The sequence below is a fragment of the Bradyrhizobium sp. CB3481 genome (genome assembly GCF_029714305.1).
Classification (GTDB): domain Bacteria; phylum Pseudomonadota; class Alphaproteobacteria; order Rhizobiales; family Xanthobacteraceae; genus Bradyrhizobium.
This window is the reverse complement of sequence record NZ_CP121647.1, coordinates 7,041,820-7,062,101: the sequence shown is the minus strand read 5'-3', so window position 1 is coordinate 7,062,101 and position 20,282 is coordinate 7,041,820. Positions and strand designations below refer to the sequence as shown.

The following is a 20,282-nucleotide window of genomic DNA, read 5'->3' as shown; positions in this document are numbered from 1 at the left end:
GACGAAGCTATTTCAGTACAGAAGGAGAAAGATCATGAGCACGAACTTCAGTGCGGCGGCTGACGCCGTTCTTGATGGCGTCGTTACGGCCACTCCGCGCGTACCCGGCGTCGTCGCCATGGTGACGGACCGCCATCGCAACATCTACGAAGGTGCGGCCGGCAAGCGCCGTCTCGATCAGCCGGCCGACATGACGACCGACAGCATTTTTGCCATCTTCTCCACGACCAAGGCGATCACCGGGACTGCCGTCCTGCAACTCGTCGAGGAAGGCAAGCTCGATCTCGACGCGCCAGCCCGGCGCTATGCACCCGAGATCGGAAAGCTGCAGGTGATCGAGGGTTTTACCGCCAATGGCGAGCCGATGCTGCGGGCGCCGAAGCGGGACATCACCACGCGCATGCTGATGGTTCACACTGCCGGCCTGAGCTACGATTTCATCAACCACACCTATGGTCGCCTGGCGCAGGAAAGGGGGCAGCCCAGCGTCATCACCGCGTCCAAGGCGTGCCTGATGACACCGCTGCTGTTCGATCCGGGCGAACGATGGGAATACGGCACCAATCTCGATTGGTGCGGTCAAATTGTCGAGGCCATCACGGGTAGCCGATTGGGCGATGTCTTCAAGTCGCGGATTTTCGAACCGCTCGGAATGCAGGACACCACCTTCGAACTTACCGACGCGATGCGCAAGAAGCTGGCCGGTATCCACGCGCGAAATGCCGACGGCTCACTGACGCCGATGGACTTCGAGCTGCCGGCTGAGCCCGAGGTGCACATGGGCGGTCATGGCCTTTACGGGACGATCGACGACTACATGCGCTTTATCCGCATGTGGCTGAATGACGGAATGGGCGAACACGGCCGTGTGCTGAAAGCCGAGACGGTGCGGATGGCGGAGAAGAACCATCTGGGAGAGAGCAAAGTCACTCCCATCACCGGTGTGATTGCTTCGCTGTGCAACGATGCGGAGTTTTTCCCGGGGCAGTCAAAGTCCTGGGCGCTGACCTTCATGATCAACGATGAAGAAGCTCCCACCGGTCGTCCCGCCGGTGCCCTCGGTTGGGCCGGTCTCGCCAATCTGTTCTATTGGATCGATCGGCGCAACGGGTTCGGCGGGTTCTGGGCCACGCAGATTCTTCCCTTCGGCGATCCCGCGTCGTTCATCGGTTATATGAACTTCGAGTCCGCGTTCTACGCGAGCCTGCGGCAGCGAAAGGCCGGCTGACGCGCTATGCCCAAGCAGTGCCCGCGGGAAGGCTTTCCTTACCGCAGGCACTGGTCTCACTTAACCGAAGGCCGCTCGGCCACCCGGGCCATCCACGCCACGATGTTGGCGTTGTCAAATGGCCGGATCACACCTTCGGTGTGGCGGAACATGCGGCGGACAGGCCGATCAACCCTAGCTGTCGTCGAGCTTGTTGAGGTCGCGCACCGACTGCATGATCGGCTCGAAATTCGCGCGCGCATCCAGCGCGTCGAACAATTGTGCAGTGTCGGACAGCAGGCCATGCGAGCGCTGGATCGCGATGCGCACGTCCTCCTGCGGCGTGTCGGACAGCCGCCCGTGACCGGACAGCAGGATCTTCGAATCGAGGCCCTTCAGCCGCTCCAGCGACTGAATGTAATCGGCGATGCTGCCGGAGCCGAATACACCGCCCATCACCCCGCCGGGCATCAGCGTGTCGGAAGCAAACAGCAATCCCTTGTCCTGCTCGAACAGCGTGATGCAGGCCGAGGTATGGCCGGGCGTGTGCATCACGTTGAGGCGGAAATTGCCGAGATCGATCAGGTTGCCTTCCTCCAGCCAGAGATCGATGTTGATCGGCACGTTCGGCTCGTTGAACATCTTGCGCAGCATCGAGAAGTCGTCGCGCAGCATGATCTTGTTGGCAGCCAGCCGGTGCGCGGCGATGAAGGCGCGGCCATGGAAGTGATAGGCGGCGCCGATATGGTCGAGATGCTCATGGCTTAGCACCACCATGTCGATATCGTCGGGCTTCACGCCGATATGGTCGAGCGACGTCAACAGGTGCGGATAGTTCGAGGACAGGCCGACGTCGATCATGATGGTGCGCGAGCTTCCGCGCACCAGATAGGCGTTCGCCGCACGATTCTTGAACCGCACCTGATAGACGTCCTTGGCCGCTTCGATCAGCGTACACATCTCGCTGTCGAGCAGCGTCTTGAACGGGCTTGGCCGGCGCTCGCTCATGAAGCCGCCGCAGCTTTGTAGGCCACCGTATTGGAGGCGCGCAGGCGCTTGCTGAGCGCATCCATGATCATCAGCGCGAAGGCCGGCTGCTGGCTGACCAAATAGACGAAGCGGGCGTGGTTGATGCGCATCACGCGGGTGTTCGGGGCGGCCGCAATGGCCGTTGCTGAACGGGACGAGCCGTCGATGACCGCCATCTCGCCGAAGAACTCGCCCTTGCCCAGCGTGACGATCACCGTCTTGCTGGCGCCGTTCATCTTGGCGATCTCGACCTTGCCGTCGAGCACGACGAACAGTTCCCGTCCGGTCGAGCCTTCCTCAAAAATGACGTCATCTACATCAAAGTCGGCGATGCATTTCTCGATGGTCATGGCAGCCACCTGCCTTTCTGGCTGGTCGGTCGTGTCCATGTTAATCGGGAAACGGACCGGCGCAAACGGAACCGACGAGGATGCCGCAGGGCAGCATAGGAGCCAGGGATCGGGTCGGCCGATGGTTGGCCGCCCAAAATCCCGGCCAGATGAGTTCCTAAAATTTCGGTAAGGCCGTGGCCGGTAACGATTTGGCAAGCAATAAAAGTTACCAAATGGTCAATCAATTCTGGAGAATCCAACGTGAGCGATGAGCAATCCCAGCCCGCCAGCGGTGAAACCGGAACTTCCGGCACGGGGCCGTCCGGTCCCGTGATATCAGCGGCGAACGAGCCGGTTATGGCTACGACCGAGGTTGCGGCGGCAAGGCTCGCGCCCGAGCAGGAAGAGACTTCGCCCAAGGCGGACGCGCCCAAGCTGGAAGCTGCCAAAATGGAAGCGCCGGAGGCGCCCAAAGCTGAGGCGCCGAAGGCTGAAACTTCCAAGGCCGAAGCTCCTAAGGAAACTTCCAAGGAAACTCCCAGGATCGACGCCGTGAAGGCGGAAGCACCGCGCTTCCCCGGCAATGTGATGATCATGTCGCCCGGCGACCGGGTCGGTGCCGACGCCACGGCTGGGCCAGCGGAGGCATCGTCGGGCAAGCGCCGGTTCGGCGCGATGGCCGCGATGGTGGCGCTGGCGACGGTGGCGGGTGCGCTCGGCGGGGCGCTGGCGACCGCGGGCATCGGCAAGCTGACGGCCGAACAGCCGGCCGCGCAGGCCTCGGCGAAGGATGGTGCGCTCGAAGCCGCGGTGGCGCGGATCGATGCCGACATCACGGCGCTCAAGGCCAGCATCGAACACACCGCCAAGGCCGGCGCGACCCAGTTCAACAAGGCCAATGACCGCCTCGATAAGGTGGAGAAGGCACAGGCCGAGCCGGCCGCGAAACTCGCCAAGCTCAGCGAGACCGTCGACAAGCTCCGGGCCGCCCAGGCGTCGGTGACGACAGCTGCCGCCGCGGCGACGTCCACGAAAGAGAAGGACGTCACGGGCACGATCCCGCAACAGGCCGCCGCAGTCGCTGCGCCGGCGCCTGCGCCTGCTGCACCGCCCAAGCCCGAGGTTGCCCGCCTGCCGACTGTCGAGGGCTGGGTGCTGCGCGACGTCGCAAACGGCAGCGCGCTGATCGAGAGCCGCCGCGGCATGTATGAAGTCTATGCCGGCGATCCCATACCTGGCCTCGGCCGTGTCGACGCCATCCGCAAGCAGGACGGCCGCTGGGTGGTCGTGACCAGCAAGGGCCTGATCGTCGCGCGCTGACGAGACTATAAGCCGATAGCAAGGCGCCTCACGGCGATGTGAGGCGCCTTTTTTCTTGAATAGACCACTTTGCGCGGTGTTAGTTGGGGCATGAGCCGCGCCCCGGGATTTCTCGCCGTCATATTCGTTCTGCTGTGCGGCGCTTCGCCGGCACGCGCGGCGCAGGACGCGGCGCCGGAGCGTGGCACCGCGATCATCGATCCCGCGACACTCCGCGACCTCGATAGCGGAAAATTTCGCCTTGACCGCATGCTGTTGCCGGAACGGACGGCCGACGCCCCGCTCGCCAACAACGAACTGTTCGCTATCCCAGCGATGACGCCGGTCCGGCAGGCGATCGATGGCGAGTTCGATCGCTATGTCGCGCGGCACGCTGCGAGCTTGCCGAAGGAGACGATCGGCGTCGGCACCGGTTTTGATTTTCAGCTGTTTGATCGCGCCATGCTCTATTCGGCGGATACGCGGTTCGTGCTGGCCGGCATCGTCAACCGCATGGATCGCACCTATGCGGCGGAGACAAACTGCGGCGAGATCCGCCTGATCTATCGCCTGACGCGGATCAACAAGGCGGCCGGCGACGACGCTTCGCCGCCGCGGCTGCCGATGTCGCTTAATCTCGTACTGAAGGCGAAAGCCGAGGGCGCGGCGATCACCTGCGCCGAAGTCGCAGGTCGCTGGCTTGCCGCGCCATCTGGCGGCCCATGGACGGCGAGTGGCGGTCCGCTCGATCTGATCGGCCACGAGAACATCGACCGCATCGAGACCAATCTGCAGATCGCGCATGCGCCGAAATCCGCGGTGCGCGATTTCCGCACCGACTATCTCCTGAAAGTGTTTCGCTACGATCGGAACATCAGCATGTTCGCGGAAGCGCCGATGGAAAACCAGATCGATCGCGCGCGGCTTCTGGCGGATGACGGCCTCAAGCGCGAGTTCAAGGCGTGGCTGCTCGATCCCGTCAATCTCGCCGCGTTCGATCGCGGCACGGTGCTGATCCCGGAAAAATTCCTCGCGAGCGGTGCAATTGCGCCGACGCCCGTCGGGTTCGATCCATCCGAGCTCGAGGCTGAATTCGGGCTGGCACAGGGCGAGGGCGCCGTGTTCGGCGAGGCCGATGTCGTGGCAGCGCTGAGGAAGGCGGCGGAGGGCGGCGTGAAGCTGCAGAACATCCGCTCACTGGCCGGGTTCGAACGACGTCTCAACGACGTGACCTGTTCCGGCTGCCACCAGACGCGCGGCATCGGCGGCTTTCATTTCCCCGGCGTTGACTGGATGGCGGACAAGCCGTCGAATATGGCCGTCGTGCCGGCGTCGCCGCACTTCTTCGGCGATCAGGTCCGCCGCCGCGATATCCTGACTGCGCTACGCGAGGGCAAGTCGCCGGACTATTCCCGCGGCTTCGCCAGCCGCCCGCAACTACGCGGCAGCACGGAACTCGCCGGCAGCAACTATTCCGACGGCTGGGGCGCGCATTGTTACGTGCAGGGCAAGCCGGCCGCCAACGACGATGCGAGCTTCCGCGACTGGACCTGCGCCGAGGGCCTGACCTGCCAGGCCGCCGGCAAGGTTTCGCGCATCGGCATGTGCTTCGTCAAAGGACGCTAGGGCCACTCAGGCGGCGGCTAGCGTAACAGCGCCTCGTGGGCCTCGACGCTCACGCGGTGCGTGACTCGGGAATATCCGCGTGTCCTTCCTGGAACAACCACACCCCTTCATTCTCTCCTCTTTCCAGCATTTCGTAGACTTCATAGATGTCTGCTGTGGGTGGGACGTCGACCGAATAGAGCAGCCGTTCCCCTATGCTCAAGCTAATTTGTGCACTTTCATATGAACAACCCATTCTCTCCAACATGCCCCAGTATACTCCAGTGCGAGCCTCAGCGAGCTGCATCAAAAGCATGTATGTCGAATGCCCGCTTCGTTCGGTTACTGTCACAAAATCGAAAATCTGGTCGTGCCCTGTCGGCTTCGCTGCAACGACGTCCAGATAGTTGATCCCCGTCGCGAAAAATGGCGAATTGTTGATTTGAAAATTTGGCCATTCACTTCCAGGCATTGGCATCGCCCACAGCGTTTCAGTTCCGTGGCCGTGCCATTCGGACGCGTCCAGTTCAAAGCGAACCTTTATCAACGAGTTCTTCATCTGGAATCGGGCTCCAGCGATGCGCTCATCTATATAGCACTGGTCACACGTAGCAGACTCAAGACTGTTTTCACACGAAGTGCTTGAGGCGCTTGCCGGGCAACAGATCGTAAGCTGACTTCCAGCCCGGCAATTGAGCCATCCGCCCGAGCCACGCGTTGAGGGCGGGATGGCTCGTTGCCAGATCGTAGCCCGTTTCGTCGGCGGGATAATGCAGATAGGCCATCATGGAAATGTCCGCCACCGTCGGCCGCTCGCCGATGGCGAATGCGTTCTTCTGCATGTGCTGTTCGAAGATCGACAGGAAGTCGTCGAGACGCCGGCGGAAATGCTTCAGCACGTGCTCGTCCGGCGAGGGCGTGAACGCGCGGTAATAGCGGTAGGTCGCCATGTAGCCGGTGAGCTTGTGGTTGTCCCAGAACAGCCAGCGCAGCAGCTCGAACTCTTCCTGTTCGGTCTCGCCGCCAAATTTTCCGAATTGCTTTGCAAGCTTCAGCAGGATCGGCGCGGTCTGGGTGAGGCGTTCACCGTCCACCTCCAGTACCGGAATTTCGCCCATCTCGTTGACGTCGCGCCGCCATTCCGCGGTCCGCGTCACGCCACCGCCGAAATCGGTCCAGACCCCCTCGAAGCGCTCCCCGCACAGCGTCAGCATCAGCGCGAGCTTGTAGCTGTTTCCGGACTCGGGAAAGTAATGCAGGCGATAGCTGGGCATATCTCGTTCCTTTGTCTGGTTCGGGGCTTGCCTGCCGGACAATAGCACGTATGATCCGAAAAACAGAACATTTGTTTTTTATTTCGGATCGGGAGCGCTGTCAACGTGGCCAACGCAATCGACGACAAGCCAAGTCCGCGCGAACGTCCATTGATGGAGGCGACGCTTCGCATCATCGGCCGCAAGGGCATTGACGGAGTGACGCACCGCGCCGTCGCGGCTGAAACCGGGATGTCGGTCGGCGCCGTCACGCATCATTTTATGACGCGCGATAGTCTGGTGAACGGCGCGCTACGCTTTGCGCTGACGCGGGAGGTAGAACGCCTGCGTGCATTTGCGTTCAGCCTGCAAAACAAGGCTTTTGACCTTGATGCGTGGGTCGATGCGCTCACTGGCTGGTATTCGCAGGAGCTGAAGATCCAGCCCGAAGTCCATATCGCGTGCTACGAGGCGTTTCTGGCGGCGGCGCGAAGTGAGCGGCACCGGCCGGTTGTGGCGGAATGGTTCGCCACCTGGCGCCAAAGCGCGGAGCTGGCGTTGCGGGCCGCGGGCTCGTCCGAGCCTCAATTGCACGCCACTTTGTTCGTGTCTGCCCTGAACGGAATCTTGCTGCAGCAGCTCGCGATACCTCGCCGCGGCTTTCGACAAGAAGCCACTAAGGCGCTGTCGAAGCTGGTCCGTCAGCTGATTGCGAGGGAGTAGCGGCGTCGATCACGCCACCGCGCCGGCGGTACGCAGCGCCTTGATCGCGGCCTCGTCATAGCCGGCGCCGCGCAGGATTTCGTCGCTGTGCTCGCCAATACCGGGCGGCTTGCGCGGCTGCACCTTCTTGCTGCCGTCCACCCAGATCGGGCTGTTGATCGTCAACATAGTGTCGTTCTCGAACGGCACCAGCACCTCGTTCTCGATCATCTGTTTGTCGTGCGGAATGTCGTCGAGGATGCCGACGACGCCGAATACGAGGCCGTTGCCGTCGAGTATCCTGCGCCATTCGGCGAGATCCTTGGTGGCGAACACCTCGTCGAAGATCTTGATCAGTTCGAGCGAGCGCGCGTGGCGGTCCTTCTTCGCCTCAAACCGGGGATCGGTGATGAGGTCTTCGCGGCCGAGGCAGCGCGCCAGCGTCGGCCACTGGCGGTCTTCATTCAACAGCGAGAGGATCAGCCAGCGGCCATCCTTGCACTGATAGTGGTTGGTGCACGCGTTCAGTGCGCGCTCGCGCGGACGCCGCTCGCCGAATTTTGCGCCGACGAGTTTCGCCTGCGCCAGCACCGAAGCGGCCCAGACGCCGTTCGCCATCAGGTTGGAGCTGACATGCGAGCCCTTGCCGGTGCGCTCGCGCTTGTAGAGTGCGGTGACGATCGCGCCGTAAAATGCCATTGCGCAGGGATGATCGCCCATGCCGGCGATCGACCGCGCCGGCGTCGTATGCTCATCCGCCCGGACCAGATCCATCAGGCCCGAACGAGCCCAATAGGCGTTGGAGTCGAAGCCCGGCTTGTTGGCTTCCTCGCCCTTCTCGCCGTAGCCGGTGAAGGAGGCATAGATCAGGCGCTCATTGTGGGGCGCCAGATGCTCATGGGTGATGCCGAGCCGCTCGCGCACCTGCGGCGGATAGTTGGTGATGAAGACGTCGGCCTGCGCCGCCAGCCGGTGCAGCACCGCCTGTCCTTCGGGCTTGGAGAGATCGAGCGCAAGGCTGCGCTTGTTGCGGGCCTCCAGCATCCACGCGAAATTGTGCTCGCTGTGCGGGTAGCCCGGCAGGTTCGGCAGGTTGCGATAGGGATCGCCGGCGCCGGGGGGCTCGATCTTGATCACGTCGGCGCCGAAATCCGACAGCACGGTGGCGGCCGCAGGCGCTGCGATAAAACTCGCGCAATCCAGAACCTTGAGGCCTTCGAAAATACCCTTTTCCATCGTGGCGCCGCTCCGTGACGTTTATTCCGTCTTGTTGAATTATCGCTTCTTATCGCTTTTGGGCGATCAGGTTCAGACGTCATTTGGCGCATCTTGCAGGGGGATGCAACTACTCGTCGCCCGACATCAGCGCTGCATTTCCGCCGGCTGCGGCCGTGTTGACCGTCACCGTCTGCTCGGTTGCAAACCGCGCGAGGTAATGCGGCCCGCCAGCCTTCGGCCCGGTACCGGATAGCCCATGCCCGCCGAACGGCTGCACGCCGACAACGGCGCCGATCATGTTGCGGTTGACGTAGATGTTGCCGACCTGGAGCTTTTCGATCGCGTCCTCCACCGTGTCGTCGATCCGTGAATGGATGCCGAGCGTCAGTCCGTAGCCGGAGCGTTCGACCGACTGCAGCACCTGGTCGAAGCGGTCGGCACGGTAGCGCACCACATGCAGCACCGGGCCGAACACTTCTTCCGTAAGCCCGCCGGCATCGGACAGTTCGAAGATATGCGGCGCGACATAATTGCCGGGCGGCGCGCTCCCTGCGAAGTGCATCCGGGCTTCCGTCTTCATCCGTTCGATATGCGCATCCAGGCGCTCCTTGGCCTCCGTGTCGATCACCGGGCCGATATGCGTCGCGGGATCGGAGGGATCGCCGATGACGAGTTCGCGCGCCGCGCCCGCGATCATCTCGATCATGCGATCGGCGACGTCGTCCTGCAGGAACAATAATCGCAGCGCCGAGCAGCGCTGGCCGGCGGAGCGGAACGCCGACGTCACGACATCGTCGGAAACCTGTTCGGGCAGGGCGGTGGCGTCGACAATCATGGCATTGATGCCGCCGGTCTCGGCGATCAGCGGCACGATCGGCCCGTCCTTGGCGGCCAGTGCGCGGTTGATGGCGCGCGCGACTTCGGTCGAGCCGGTGAAGACGACGCCGGCAATATCAGGATGCGCCACCAGTACACCGCCGATCCGGCCGTCGCCGGCGATCAGATGCAGCGCCGGTCTCGGCACGCCGGCTTCATGCAATAGCCGCACGGCCTCCGTCCCGATCAGCGGCGTCTGCTCGGCCGGCTTTGCCACGACCGCATTGCCCGCCATCAAGGCCGCGGTGACCTGGCCGAGGAAGATCGCCAGCGGGAAATTCCACGGCGAGATCGCGACGAAGACGCCGCGCCCGCGCAGGCGAAGCATGTTGCTCTCGCCTGTCGGTCCCGGCATCAGCCTGCCGTCGCCGAACAGTTCGCGCCCTTGCATGGCATAGTAACGGCAGAAATCCACGGCCTCGCGGACTTCCGAAATCGCATCATCCAGCGTCTTGCCGCCCTCGCGCTGCAACAGCGCAATGAAGCGGGCGGCGCGCGCTTCCAATAGGTCGGCGGCCTTTTCCAGCGCGGCTGCGCGCGTCTCGGCCGATGTGCCGGCCCAGTGCTTGAAGCCGGCGCGCGCGGCTATGATCGCGGCATTGACCTCGCTCTCCGTGGCGTCGGCCACGCTGCCCGGTGCAGGTAACGATGCTGCGGCGATGTCCGAAACGAGGTGTGCTAGTGCGGTGCGGTCGCCGAGCTCGACGCCGCGGGAGTTGTTTCTCTTGGGTCCATACAAGTCACGCGGCAGCGGGATGTTTGGATGATTGGCATTGTCGGCGTTGCCGATGATATCAGCCGGCCGCCGCAGCAATTGCGACGCCGGCACCGCCTCGTCCGCGGCAAGCGCGACAAAGGAGGAGTTGGCGCCGTTCTCCAGGAGTCGCCGCACCAGGTAGGCGAGGAGGTCGCGGTGGCTGCCGACGGGGGCATAGGTGCGATGGGCGATGTCGGGGCGGTCTTCGCCAAGTTTCGCGTAGAGCGCCTCGCCCATGCCGTGCAGGCGCTGGAATTCGAAGCCGCTGTGGTCCGTCGCCAGTTCGAGGATGCTCGCGACGGTCAGCGCATTGTGGGTGGCGAACTGCGGAAATATCCGCGGCCGCAGCGCCAGCAATTGCTTGGCGCAGGCGAGGTAGTTCAGATCCGTCATCGCCTTGCGGGTGAACACGGGATAGCCGTCGAGTCCGCGCTCCTGCGCGCGCTTGATCTCGGTGTCCCAATAGGCGCCCTTGACCAGCCGTACCATCATCTTGCGATCGAGGCTGCGCGCGAGGCGATCGACATAGTCGATCACGTCGCTGGCGCGCTTCTGGTAGGCCTGGATCGCCAGCCCAAACCCGTCCCAGCCGGCCAGTAATGGATCTGCGAGCGCTGCCGCGATTACGTCGAGCGATAATTCCAGCCGGTCCGCTTCCTCGGCATCAACTGTGAAATTGAGGTCATAGGATTTGGCTCGCTTCGCAAGATCGATCAGGTGCGGGACCAGTTCGTTCATCACGCGCGCGCGGCTCACCGCCTCGAAGCGCGGATGCAGCGCGGAGAGCTTGACCGAGATGCCGGGCCGGTCGGGCAGGGAATGACCGCCCGCAGTGCGGCCGATCGCCTCGATCGCGCTGGCGTAGGAATTGAAATAACGCGTGGCGTCACCGGCGGTGCGCGCCCCTTCGCCGAGCATGTCGAAGGAGTAGCGTTGGTGCCGCGAGGCGTGCGGCTGGGCGCGCGCCAGCGCCGCCTCGATGGTCTCGCCGAGCACGAAGTGATTGCCCATCAGCCGCATCGCCTGCCGCGTCGCAGCCCGCACCGCTGGCGCACCGAGCCGCTTGGTCAGCCGCCCGATGGTCCCCTGCGGCGTCTCGCCGGGCTGGATTACGCGGGCCGACATGCCGAGCGCCCAGGCCGAGGCGTTGACGAGGAAGGCGCTCGATCTCGTTTCGTGATGGACGAAGTCGCCCTGGGCGAGCTTGTCCTCGATGAACTGGTCGGCGGTGCGGGCGTCCGGCACCCGCAGCAGCGCTTCCGCCAGCACCATCAGCGCCAGCCCCTCCTTGGTCGAGAGCGCGAACTCGCGCAGCATGTCCTCGACGCCGCCGAGCGGATCGTCATTGGCCCTGATCGCCTCGATCAGGGTCCTCGCGGTGCGATCGATGCGGGCCTCCTGCGCCGCATCGAGCCGCGCGGTCCGGAGCAGGCCGGTCGCCATGGCGCGGTCATCGGGCGCGTAGGGCGCGCTGAAGGGCGGAAGGGGCGAGTCGGGAATCGGCATGGGATTCTCTTGGCTTTGGCCAGCTTAGCGGGGCTGGGATGGCCGGAACAGGCGCAATCCCGCCGACTGGCGCACCGAAAGCACAGCCGGCGGATTTTCGGCATGGCGACCCACAGGACCGCAGGCTTGGTGGTTGGCAGCGCGCGGGCGCCGCGCTAATCGTCACCAACACCATCGTCTGGGAACTCGCCGGGATGAGGTACGCTACTCTGCCGATACCGGGAAGCCGCCCGCGGAACCATGTCGCCGCGGTGCTGATGCTTGGCGTGCTCCTTGCCCCGATGATCGACGCCCGGGCCACGTCGGCCGCCGGGATGAGTTCTGCGATCAGCTATCTCTACGAATCGGTATCGATCAGTCCGCCAACGGCCAGCTCCATGACGGTGTGTTACGGCTTCGTCTGCCGCCGCCGCGAGCTTCTCGAATTCACCGATGCCGACCGCAAGTCAATCACCCAGATCATGTCGGCGGGCAAGGCCTCGGCCGCAGCCGAGCGTGCCGCCGTGCAAAAGGTGGTGGTGTGGTTCGACCGCCGCATGGGCCCGATCCTCGGCACGAACAAGCGCGTGGCGAAGGCCGACTTCCGCTACTTCGACGACAAGCACAATTACGATTGCTGGGACACCACGCGCAACACCACGAGCCTGCTGCTGGTGCTGCAGGAGTGGGGCCTCTTGAAGCATCACACGATCGGCGATCCGAAATATCGCGGCAATACGCTGGTGCTGCAGACGCCGCACAACACGGCGGTGCTGGTCGACCGCGCCAGCAAGGCCGAATGGGTCGTCGATCTCTGGCCGCGCGGCTATCTGCAGCCACCGGACGTGATGACGGTTCAGCAATGGGTGACAGAAGATTGAGCGGCCGGTTCTTGCGCACGAGGGGACCATCGCGCGTGCAGAAGCGGTGCCCGCTCCGCCGAACGCTCACAGTTTTCTGGTAGTTTCTTAAGCCTACTCCCGGAATTTATTTCCGAGAGCGAGCCGTTGCCGGGCGCTTCTCGCGCTAAACCTTGAGGTTCTCGGCCGAAGTCTTGCCGCGGTTGGCGATCTCTTCGTACTCGACGGTCTGTCCTTCATTGAGTGTCGAAAGGCCCGCTTTCTCAACTGCCGAAATATGAACGAACACGTCCTTGCCGCCGCTCGAGGGCTGGATGAACCCGTACCCCTTGGTCGGATTGAACCACTTCACCGTACCTTTAGCCATTCACGTCGTCTCCGCGGAATCAAAAAAATAAACGAGCCGCCGGTCCCCGCACTAACCGGCATGCCCGTTCATGAAGGATACGCGGGTTAGGGCGGGCTGAATAGCGCAAACGGACCGGCCGTTTTAGCGAAAAAGCCCCCATTCGCCGCCGATTTCAGCCGTTTTTCCGGTTTCGCCCCCTTTGACGCGGCCGAACGGCGGCAATCACCCCGGATTGGGCGATAGGCCTGCCCTGCTGCGCGCGGACGTCCTCGTCGCGCTGGGCACGGGTGTGCGAGGTGGATCGCAGGCGGAAAACCCCGGCCGCGCGAGCGACCGGGGCTTCCTGCAGCGAACCTGCGTTGATCTAAATCAACGGATTACGGTGATCGGGATCAGTAGCAGACGTTCACGGTGCGCCAGCGGAAGCCGTAGGGCGTCAGCACCCGGCGGGTCACGTAGCAGCCATCATAACCACCACCGATGAAGCCGATGCCGAAGCCGTGGCCATGGCCCCAGTGATGGTGATGATGATGGTAGTTCGGCCAGATGAAGCCACCGGCCGAAGCGCTGGTGGGGGCCAGTGCGATGGCACCGAGGGATGCAGCGGCGGCAAGCGCGAGAGTCAATTTACGCAACATGGTCGTTCTCCTTGATCGTGCGCGTTCGACGTTTGTCTTGGCGCGGGTTGAAGTTTCAGTCTTACCCATCGCCAATCAGTCGCGTGCCCGGAAATGCGGGTTCGAGGAATCGGCGCCGCGTTCGCCGACAATTTTCTGAACGATTATTCAGATGTGAAAAACATCACACAGGCGCTGAACCGCTATGACTGCAGCGTTTTATGCAGCTGCGCTTTGCTCGCCATTAACCAATGTCGACAGCATGCGTGCATCATTGACAGTGCGCACGACCATCGGTTCGTTGCGACCGCGTATCGTGACTTCCTGCGAAGGCAGCGCATCTTCCGAAAGTCCCGCGGTCGCGCGCACCTCGTCCGAGACGACGAGCTCGCATGCAAGGCTCTTGGTCATGTCCTGCAGGCGCGCCGCGACATTGACTGGATCGCCGAGCGCGGTGAACACCATGTGGTCGCGATAGCCGATGTCGCCGACGATGACTTCGCCGCCATTGATGCCGATGCCGAAGCGGATCGGCTCGCGCAGATCATGTTCGAGAAACTTGTTTAGCGCATCGACATTGGCGGCGATCAGCGCCGCTGCGCGCAGCGCCTGGCGGCAGGCTTCCTGCCGGCCCGCCGAAAGCCCAAACAGCGCCAGCATGCCGTCGCCGACGAACTGGTTCGGCATGCCGCCGCAGCCGAGCACGGCCTGCGACACCGCGCCGAGGAAGCGGTTGACGATGAACACCGTGTCGAACGGCAGGCGCTTCTCGGCCAATTGCGTCGAGCCGCGCATGTCGACGAAGAGGCTGACGAGATAGCGCTCCTGGCCGATCCGCGTCGGATGCGAGTCGTGGCCATCGGCGGAGGTGTGGGGCAGGAAGAGCTGGAAGAAGGAGAGGTCGGACGGCGGCCGCAGCTGGCAGGCGAGGCGGATCGATGGGTCGGAGGTGCCGACCCGGCCGAGCACGAAAGCCTCGCGCTGCGAGGGCTTTGGCAAATCGTGGCAGTCGCCGATGATGCGGATGCGGCAGGTCGAGCAGCGTGCGCGGCCGCCGCAGACGCTGGCGTGCGGCACGTTGTTGCGCAGGCTTGCCTCGAGCACGCTGAGGCCGCGTGGAACGCGCACGGTGCGGCCGTTGCCGTAGGAGAGGTTGATCATGCCGCGGCGGCGCTCGTTGATGGCGCGGGCGCCGCGCGCCAATAGCGCGATGCCGATCAAGCCGAAATAGCCGAACAGGAAATAGTCCGTGATGCGGTCGAGCGTCTGCGCCTCGGCGCGGGTGCCGATCTGTCGCTCCGATTGCGTCTCGGCGCGCCATTCCTCACTGTCGAGATCGACGACCATGCGGCCGCTCTGATAGAAGCCGAGCATGGACAGCGTCGGTACCAGCACTGCGGCGGCGAGCAGGAACGGCGCGGCGCGCTTGTAGAACGCGCGCATCCGCAGCCACAGATACAGCCCAATGCAGCCATGGACCCAGGCGATGGTCATCACCGCCAGCATCATCGGGATCCGCCACGGCGCCCAGATCCAGTACAGGAACAGGATCTGCGGATAGAGCCGCTCATGTCCGTAAAGCGTCTGGCCGAGCCGGATGCCGATGACATGGGCGATGATCAGCATCGGTATGCTGAGGCCCAGCGCAAGTTGCAGCGGCTCGATCGCCTTCCAGCGGAATTGCCGGCGCTCATAGAGCGCCCAGATGCCGAGCGCGGTGTGCACTACGCAGGCAGCATAGAACAGGATCGTGACAGGGAGGAATTGCCAGAATGCAACGTGGATCTGGACGCCGGTTGCCAGCGCGTCCAGCGAGATGTTGCCGAGCGCGTGGTTGAGGAAATGACTGACGAGGTAGGCGAACAGGATGATGCCCGTGACAAGGCGGACCTGCCGCAGGCTGATGCCGCGTAGGAAGGTCGTCACGCGTTCTTGGGACAGGCTGGCCATGCGATCCATAGTGGCTATATCGGCGATACTAATGCTTTATTCCATCGGCTAATACCACGTCGTCCCTGCGAACGCAGGGACCCATACGCCGCGGCCTCTCGGTCGTGCTATGGTCCATGCGGTTTTCCTTACCACGATCGGTGGTTATGGGTCCCTGCGTTCGCAGGGACGACGGAGGAAGCATTTTGTCCATGGCACGTTGACACCCCCGGGGCAGTCAGAGAGAAAGCGCCGTGATCATAGCCCCGCCCGATAAAGCCAGTACTAAATCGGTCAGTTTCGCCGCCTCGCCATGGCCTGCCGTTATCCTGCTGATCGCGGCGATGACGGCGATGCGGCTGGCCTATGCCGGCGTGCTCGAGCTGCGCACCGATGAGGCCTATTACTGGACCTGGTCGAAGGAGAGCGCACTCGCCTTTCTCGACCATCCGCCCGGCATCGCTTGGCTGATCCGGCTTGGCACGGCGATCTTCGGCGATACCAATCTCGGCGTGCGGTTCGGCGGCATCGTCGCGATGCTGGTCACGCAACTGCTGCTCGCCGACATTGTCCGCCGCATGACGCATGACGTGCGCGCCGTCATCTTCGCGGTGCTGCTGCCGGAAGCCGCGCTTTATTACGGGCTGTTAATGGCGAAGGTCGCGCCGGACACGGCGATGATCCCGTGCGCGGTCGCCATGCTTTGGGCGCTGGTGCGGCTCACCGAAAGCGGCAACCCGCGCTGGTGGCTCGGCGCCGGGCTGTTCGCAGGGCTGGCGCTGCTGTCGAAATTCACCGCCATCATGCTGCTGCCGGCGGTCGCCGCGTTCGTGCTGGTGCCGGACTGGCGGCGGCGCTGGCTGCTCAGCCCGTATCCATGGGCTGCCGCGCTGATTGCGGCGATCGTGTTCCTGCCGGTCCTGATCTGGAACGCGCAGCACGACTGGGCCTCGTTCCGTTTCCAGTTCGTGCGCGCGGTCGCGACCCATCCGTTTTCGTTCCGCACCGTCGGCGAGTTCATCGGCCTACAATTCGGCCTCGTCGGCTTCGTGCTGCTGCCGGTGGTGCTATCAGGCGTGACGTTGACGGCCTGGCGCGGCTATCGCACCCGCGAGCCGGTCGCGATCCTGCTGTCGACCGCCGTGCTGGTGCCGTTCCTCTATTTCCTCTGGAAGTCGCTGACGCTGCGCGTCGGCGATACCTGGCCGATGTTCTTGTGGCCCGCCGGCTTTGCCGCGACCGCTATCAACCTCGTGTTGGTGCCGCGCGAAAATTTTCCGGAGTGGATGGTCAAGTCGACGTTCCACTGGGCAAGGGTCGCGGTGATCTCAGGCATTATTTTCGTCGTCTGCGTGTTCCTCTACTATGTGGCGGCGCCGTGGAATCTGATCGGCCGGACCGATCCGATCGGCGGCGAGGCCGGCTATCAAGAGGTCGCGGCGCGCGCGCGCGAGCAGTTGCATAAGACCGGCGCGACCTGGATCGCAACGACGGACTATCGCACCTACGCGATGCTGCGCTGGTATTTCAACGGCCAGCTGCCGGTCATCCAGATCAACGAGCGCGGACGCTTTCAGGGATTTGCCGATCCCGGCATGAAGCTGATCAAGGATCATCCCGGCCTCTACGTCGCGCGTGAGCCCGACCATCGCCTGCCGTTATGGGATCTCACCGGCGCCAGGCGCGAGCCGCTGGAGCGGGTCGAACGTACCTGGCGCGGCATGGTGATGGATACGTATGCGCTGGAGAAGCTGACGGGCTGGACGCCAGAGCTTTCGCCGCCGCCGGATTCACCGCTGTTCCGCTGGCGCGTGCTGGCTGCGGCGCAGGCTGGGGATGTGACACGCGCTGCAAATTCGACTGTCATTCCCGCGCATGCGGGAATCCCGTACGCCGCGGCTTATCGGTTCAATCATTGACGTCTCTGGAATACTGGATCCCCGCTTTCGCGGGGATGACGACTGAATATGAAGCGGCATTCTCGCGACATGGTTTGCCCGTCGGGCAGTCACATCACCGCCGCCGTAGGGTGGGCAAAGCGAAGCGTGCCCACCATCAAGCATCACGATCGATGAGAAATGGTGGGCACGTCGCTTGCGCTCCTTTGCCCACCCTACGAGACTTCACGCATCATCATCCCGCTTGCTCAACAAATCCTTGGCTAAATCGCCGAGCGCGGGGCGCGGCAAGGCTGTGAACGGCAGCGGGCGCGTGACATCGATCGCCGCCAGCCCCAGCCGTGCCGTCAGCAGGCCGTTGAGCACGCCTTCGCCGAGCCGCTGCGAGAGCTTTGCCGCGATGCCGTGGCCGAGCACCTGCTGCACGAGGCTGTCGCCGACCGCCATGCCGCCGGTGATGGCGAGATGGCCGATGACGTGGCGAAGCAAACTGATCATGCCGAGCGTGCCGGGCCGGCCGCCATAGAGCCGCGCCAACTGCCGGATCAGGCGCATCGCGGCGACGAACACGAACAGCACGTCGATCAGGGCGCGCGGGCTGACGGCGGTCACCACCGAGACGCGCTGCGCGGCCGTCGAGACCAGCCGGCGGGCTTCCTCGTCCAGCGGCGCCATCAATTCGCGCTCGGCCAGTTTGATCATGTCGGCGCCGTCGATGATGTCGTCGGCATGGCTCACCAGCGTGGCGCGGGCGCGCGCCAGTTGCGGATTCTGGTGGGCGAGCCTGAGCAGGTCCTGAACGATCTCGCGGCTCGCGGCGCGGTCGTCGCTGCGCAATACCTCAATGGCGCGCTGATGGAGTTTTTCGATTGCCGCGAGCCGCGCCAGCCCGAAGGCTTCGCGGCCGATGACGACGGCAAGTGCGAGGCCCGCGGCGATCGCAAACGCGAGTGCGACGTAGCCGAGCGTCTGGCTGCGCGCGAACAGGTCCTCGATCAGGTTGACGACGCCGAGCCCAGAGCCGAGCAGCACCAGCCCGCCAACTGCCGACCAGAACAGCGTGCCCCAGCGAAAGCCGCGACGGGCCGGAGGGAGAGGTTTGTCGATCGGCACGGGAAGCGTCGCCGGGTCGGCTTCGGGCGTGATCTGCACGGTGCCACGGGCCGGGCGGCCGCCCTCGTCGGGATCGATGAGGATCACGTTGGGGTCGCCGAGCTTGAACGTCGCCGGCCGCCGCGGGGGCGTCTTCTCGCTCATTGCAGTCGGTCTCCGATCAGGAACTGAAGGGCGCGGTCGAGCCGGATGTGCGGCAGCGCGGGCTCTTCCTTAGATGTGCTTTCGAGCAGCGGCGGCCGGAAGCGCAGGAAGCGGAAATCCGCCGCCTCGTGCGCCGTAGAGGAAAGCCCGCGAAAGCCGCCGTTGAACAGCGCTTCGGGATCGGCGGGCAGATCGCCCGGAAAAGTCGCGACTTCCGTCTCGCCGTCGAACGTATCGCCGTTGGCGGTCTCGCCCGGCGCGGGCGTGCCGAGGATCGAGGGCAGTTTTTCGCGGCCACGCGCCACCGTTGCCTCGCGCGTGGCGCGCACGGCCGCGAGCGCGACAACGTCGATGGCTGCGCCGGCATACGCGGCGTGATCGGCCGCCTTGGCGACCGCGCGGCGTAGCACAGCTTCCAGCCTATCGTGGCTGGAATGGTGCAGGTGATCGGCCTTGGTGGCAGCAAACAGGATGCGATCGATCCGCGGGCGAAACAGGCTGCTCAGGATCGTGCTGCGGCCGACCCGAAAGCAATCGAGAATGCCGGCCAGGGCTGCTTCGAGATCGTGCAGCGCCTCCGGGCCGGCGTTGAAGGCCGCGAGCGCATCGACCAGCACGACCTGCCGGTCGAGCCGCGCAAAGTGATCGCGGAAGAACGGACGCACCACGACATCCTTGTAGGCCTCATAGCGCCGCCGCATCATTGCCCACAGCGAACCGTCGGGAGCGGTGCCATCGATCGCCACATCGAGTGGCGCAAAGGTCAGCGCCGGCGTATCGGCGAGATTGCCCGGCATCAGGAAACGGCCGGGTGGCAAGAGGCTCATCGCAAAGCGTTCGTCGCGGCAGGCGCGCAAGTAATCGGTGAACAGCTTTGCCGCGGCAAGGGTCGCCTGTTCGTCCTCGCGGGCCTCGGGAGAGAGCGTTGCGAGATGCGCGTGCCAGGGCGCGGCGAGTCTGGCCCGCGGGCCCTCGCGCGACAGCGCAAGGCTTTCCACCGACCATTGCTCAAAGCTCTTGTTGAGCAGCGGAAGGTCGAGCAGCCATTCGCCGGGATAGTCGACGATGTCGATGGTGAGCGTGCGGTCGGCGCCGTTCTGCCGCTGGTAATCGATGACGAGCCGGAGTTCGGAGATGTCGGTGGTCGAGTTCGGCCAGCGCCGCTCCTCGATCAGGGTGCGGACATGGTTCTCATAGGCAAAGCGCGGCACGGCATCATCAGGCTGCGGCGCGAGCCGGGCGCCGGCGATCCGGCCCGAGGCATAGGGCTCGAACACCGGAAACCTGCCGCCGCGGGTCAGGCCGTGGATCAGCGCGGTGATGAACACGGTCTTGCCGGCCCGCGACAGGCCGGTGACGCCAAGCCGCACGGTGGGGTTGAAGAAGCTGTCGCCATAGTCCAGCAGCGCCCGCGCCGACAGGCGCGCTTCCTCGACGATGTCTGAAAAACTGGGGGCCATGCGGGCAGGAAACTCGATGAGTGAGGCGGGGCGGGCGACCACCGAAAAGTGGCGATTGGCGGGCCAAAATCAAGCGCTTGTGATCGCTTGATGAGCGTTCTAAGCGTCCCTGGTCGTCCCTGCGAGCGCAGGGACCCATACGCTGCGGC

Annotated in this window: 17 protein-coding genes; 6 read left to right on the top strand and 11 right to left on the bottom strand. The window is 64.1% G+C overall.

Going from position 1 to position 20,282, the window contains the following annotated elements:
- Positions 1–34: 34 nt before the first annotated feature.
- On the top strand, positions 35–1,228 hold the full coding sequence (locus QA643_RS34160) for a serine hydrolase domain-containing protein (protein ID WP_283030043.1): 1,194 nt from the start codon (positions 35–37) through the stop codon (positions 1,226–1,228).
- Positions 1,229–1,402: 174 nt separating this feature from the next.
- Here QA643_RS34160 and QA643_RS34155 read toward each other — a convergent pair whose 3' ends face one another.
- Both QA643_RS34155 and QA643_RS34150 read right to left on the bottom strand, forming a co-directional pair.
- Entirely contained in the window at positions 1,403–2,215 is an 813-nt protein-coding gene (locus QA643_RS34155; protein WP_283030042.1) for an MBL fold metallo-hydrolase, read from the bottom strand.
- On the bottom strand, positions 2,212–2,586 hold the full coding sequence (locus QA643_RS34150) for a cyclic nucleotide-binding domain-containing protein (protein ID WP_283030041.1): 375 nt from the start codon (positions 2,584–2,586) through the stop codon (positions 2,212–2,214). Before QA643_RS34150 ends, QA643_RS34155 begins: the two co-directional genes overlap by 4 nt.
- Before the next feature lie 243 nt (positions 2,587–2,829).
- On the opposite strand from QA643_RS34150, the gene QA643_RS34145 reads away from it, so the two are divergent.
- Both QA643_RS34145 and QA643_RS34140 read left to right on the top strand, forming a co-directional pair.
- Complete coding sequence (locus QA643_RS34145) at positions 2,830–3,888, top strand: hypothetical protein (protein ID WP_283030040.1); 1,059 nt, start codon at positions 2,830–2,832, stop codon at positions 3,886–3,888.
- A 90-nt stretch (positions 3,889–3,978) separates the two neighbouring features.
- On the top strand, positions 3,979–5,493 hold the full coding sequence (locus QA643_RS34140; RefSeq protein ID WP_283030039.1) for a hypothetical protein: 1,515 nt from the start codon (positions 3,979–3,981) through the stop codon (positions 5,491–5,493).
- Between the two features lie 49 nt (positions 5,494–5,542).
- Here the strand turns inward: QA643_RS34140 and QA643_RS34135 are convergent, their stop codons facing one another.
- Both QA643_RS34135 and QA643_RS34130 read right to left on the bottom strand, forming a co-directional pair.
- Positions 5,543–6,031, bottom strand: coding sequence for a DUF4265 domain-containing protein (locus tag QA643_RS34135; protein ID WP_283030038.1), 489 nt, complete (start codon positions 6,029–6,031; stop codon positions 5,543–5,545).
- Between the two features lie 70 nt (positions 6,032–6,101).
- Positions 6,102–6,746: a glutathione S-transferase family protein gene (locus tag QA643_RS34130; protein ID WP_283030037.1), complete on the bottom strand. Its 645-nt coding sequence runs from the start codon at positions 6,744–6,746 to the stop codon at positions 6,102–6,104.
- Positions 6,747–6,851: 105 nt separating this feature from the next.
- Here QA643_RS34130 and QA643_RS34125 point away from each other — a divergent pair, with 105 nt between their 5' ends.
- Positions 6,852–7,448 (top strand): TetR family transcriptional regulator, encoded by a 597-nt coding sequence (locus QA643_RS34125; protein WP_283030036.1) that lies wholly within the window; start codon positions 6,852–6,854, stop codon positions 7,446–7,448.
- A gap of 9 nt (positions 7,449–7,457) precedes the next feature.
- Here the strand turns inward: QA643_RS34125 and QA643_RS34120 are convergent, their stop codons facing one another.
- Together QA643_RS34120 and putA are read right to left on the bottom strand one after the other, a co-directional pair.
- The gene (locus QA643_RS34120; protein WP_283030035.1) at positions 7,458–8,663 is read right to left on the bottom strand and encodes a CoA transferase; all 1,206 of its coding nucleotides are present in this window, start codon (positions 8,661–8,663) and stop codon (positions 7,458–7,460) included.
- A 109-nt stretch (positions 8,664–8,772) separates the two neighbouring features.
- Complete coding sequence (gene putA / locus QA643_RS34115; RefSeq protein WP_283035024.1) at positions 8,773–11,778, bottom strand: bifunctional proline dehydrogenase/L-glutamate gamma-semialdehyde dehydrogenase PutA; 3,006 nt, start codon at positions 11,776–11,778, stop codon at positions 8,773–8,775.
- 287 nt (positions 11,779–12,065) lie between these two features.
- Between putA and QA643_RS34110 the strand changes: the two genes are divergently transcribed.
- Positions 12,066–12,644, top strand: a complete 579-nt coding sequence (locus QA643_RS34110; RefSeq protein WP_283035023.1) for a hypothetical protein — start codon at positions 12,066–12,068, stop codon at positions 12,642–12,644.
- Positions 12,645–12,789: 145 nt separating this feature from the next.
- Here the strand turns inward: QA643_RS34110 and QA643_RS34105 are convergent, their stop codons facing one another.
- From QA643_RS34105 to QA643_RS34095, 3 genes are all read right to left on the bottom strand, one after another.
- Positions 12,790–12,990, bottom strand: a complete 201-nt coding sequence (locus tag QA643_RS34105; protein WP_028351035.1) for a cold-shock protein — start codon at positions 12,988–12,990, stop codon at positions 12,790–12,792.
- 374 nt (positions 12,991–13,364) lie between these two features.
- The gene (locus QA643_RS34100; protein ID WP_283030032.1) at positions 13,365–13,610 is read right to left on the bottom strand and encodes a hypothetical protein; all 246 of its coding nucleotides are present in this window, start codon (positions 13,608–13,610) and stop codon (positions 13,365–13,367) included.
- A gap of 198 nt (positions 13,611–13,808) precedes the next feature.
- Positions 13,809–15,539, bottom strand: a complete 1,731-nt coding sequence (locus QA643_RS34095) for an adenylate/guanylate cyclase domain-containing protein (RefSeq protein ID WP_283030031.1) — start codon at positions 15,537–15,539, stop codon at positions 13,809–13,811.
- A gap of 323 nt (positions 15,540–15,862) precedes the next feature.
- On the opposite strand from QA643_RS34095, the gene QA643_RS34090 reads away from it, so the two are divergent.
- Complete coding sequence (locus QA643_RS34090) at positions 15,863–17,437, top strand: glycosyltransferase family 39 protein (RefSeq protein ID WP_283035022.1); 1,575 nt, start codon at positions 15,863–15,865, stop codon at positions 17,435–17,437.
- A 204-nt stretch (positions 17,438–17,641) separates the two neighbouring features.
- On the opposite strand, the gene QA643_RS34085 is transcribed toward QA643_RS34090, so the two are convergent.
- Entirely contained in the window at positions 17,642–18,673 is a 1,032-nt protein-coding gene (locus QA643_RS34085) for a TIGR01620 family protein (RefSeq protein WP_283030030.1), read from the bottom strand.
- Positions 18,670–20,133 (bottom strand): YcjX family protein, encoded by a 1,464-nt coding sequence (locus QA643_RS34080; RefSeq protein WP_283030029.1) that lies wholly within the window; start codon positions 20,131–20,133, stop codon positions 18,670–18,672. The genes QA643_RS34085 and QA643_RS34080 overlap by 4 nt, the downstream gene beginning before the upstream one ends.
- Between the last annotated feature and the right edge of the window lie 149 nt (positions 20,134–20,282).

Coding starts and splice junctions, on each gene's coding strand:
- QA643_RS34085 (WP_283030030.1), bottom strand. CDS start 18,673: ATGAGCGAGAAGACGCCCCCGCGGCGGCCGGCGACGTTCAAGCTCGGC.
- QA643_RS34095 (WP_283030031.1), bottom strand. CDS start 15,539: ATGGCCAGCCTGTCCCAAGAACGCGTGACGACCTTCCTACGCGGCATC.
- QA643_RS34110 (WP_283035023.1), top strand. CDS start 12,066: ATGATCGACGCCCGGGCCACGTCGGCCGCCGGGATGAGTTCTGCGATC.
- QA643_RS34160 (WP_283030043.1), top strand. CDS start 35: ATGAGCACGAACTTCAGTGCGGCGGCTGACGCCGTTCTTGATGGCGTC.
- QA643_RS34140 (WP_283030039.1), top strand. CDS start 3,979: ATGAGCCGCGCCCCGGGATTTCTCGCCGTCATATTCGTTCTGCTGTGC.
- QA643_RS34150 (WP_283030041.1), bottom strand. CDS start 2,586: ATGACCATCGAGAAATGCATCGCCGACTTTGATGTAGATGACGTCATT.
- QA643_RS34155 (WP_283030042.1), bottom strand. CDS start 2,215: ATGAGCGAGCGCCGGCCAAGCCCGTTCAAGACGCTGCTCGACAGCGAG.
- QA643_RS34100 (WP_283030032.1), bottom strand. CDS start 13,610: ATGTTGCGTAAATTGACTCTCGCGCTTGCCGCCGCTGCATCCCTCGGT.
- QA643_RS34135 (WP_283030038.1), bottom strand. CDS start 6,031: ATGAAGAACTCGTTGATAAAGGTTCGCTTTGAACTGGACGCGTCCGAA.
- QA643_RS34090 (WP_283035022.1), top strand. CDS start 15,863: ATGACGGCGATGCGGCTGGCCTATGCCGGCGTGCTCGAGCTGCGCACC.
- QA643_RS34120 (WP_283030035.1), bottom strand. CDS start 8,663: ATGGAAAAGGGTATTTTCGAAGGCCTCAAGGTTCTGGATTGCGCGAGT.
- QA643_RS34130 (WP_283030037.1), bottom strand. CDS start 6,746: ATGCCCAGCTATCGCCTGCATTACTTTCCCGAGTCCGGAAACAGCTAC.
- QA643_RS34105 (WP_028351035.1), bottom strand. CDS start 12,990: ATGGCTAAAGGTACGGTGAAGTGGTTCAATCCGACCAAGGGGTACGGG.
- QA643_RS34080 (WP_283030029.1), bottom strand. CDS start 20,133: ATGGCCCCCAGTTTTTCAGACATCGTCGAGGAAGCGCGCCTGTCGGCG.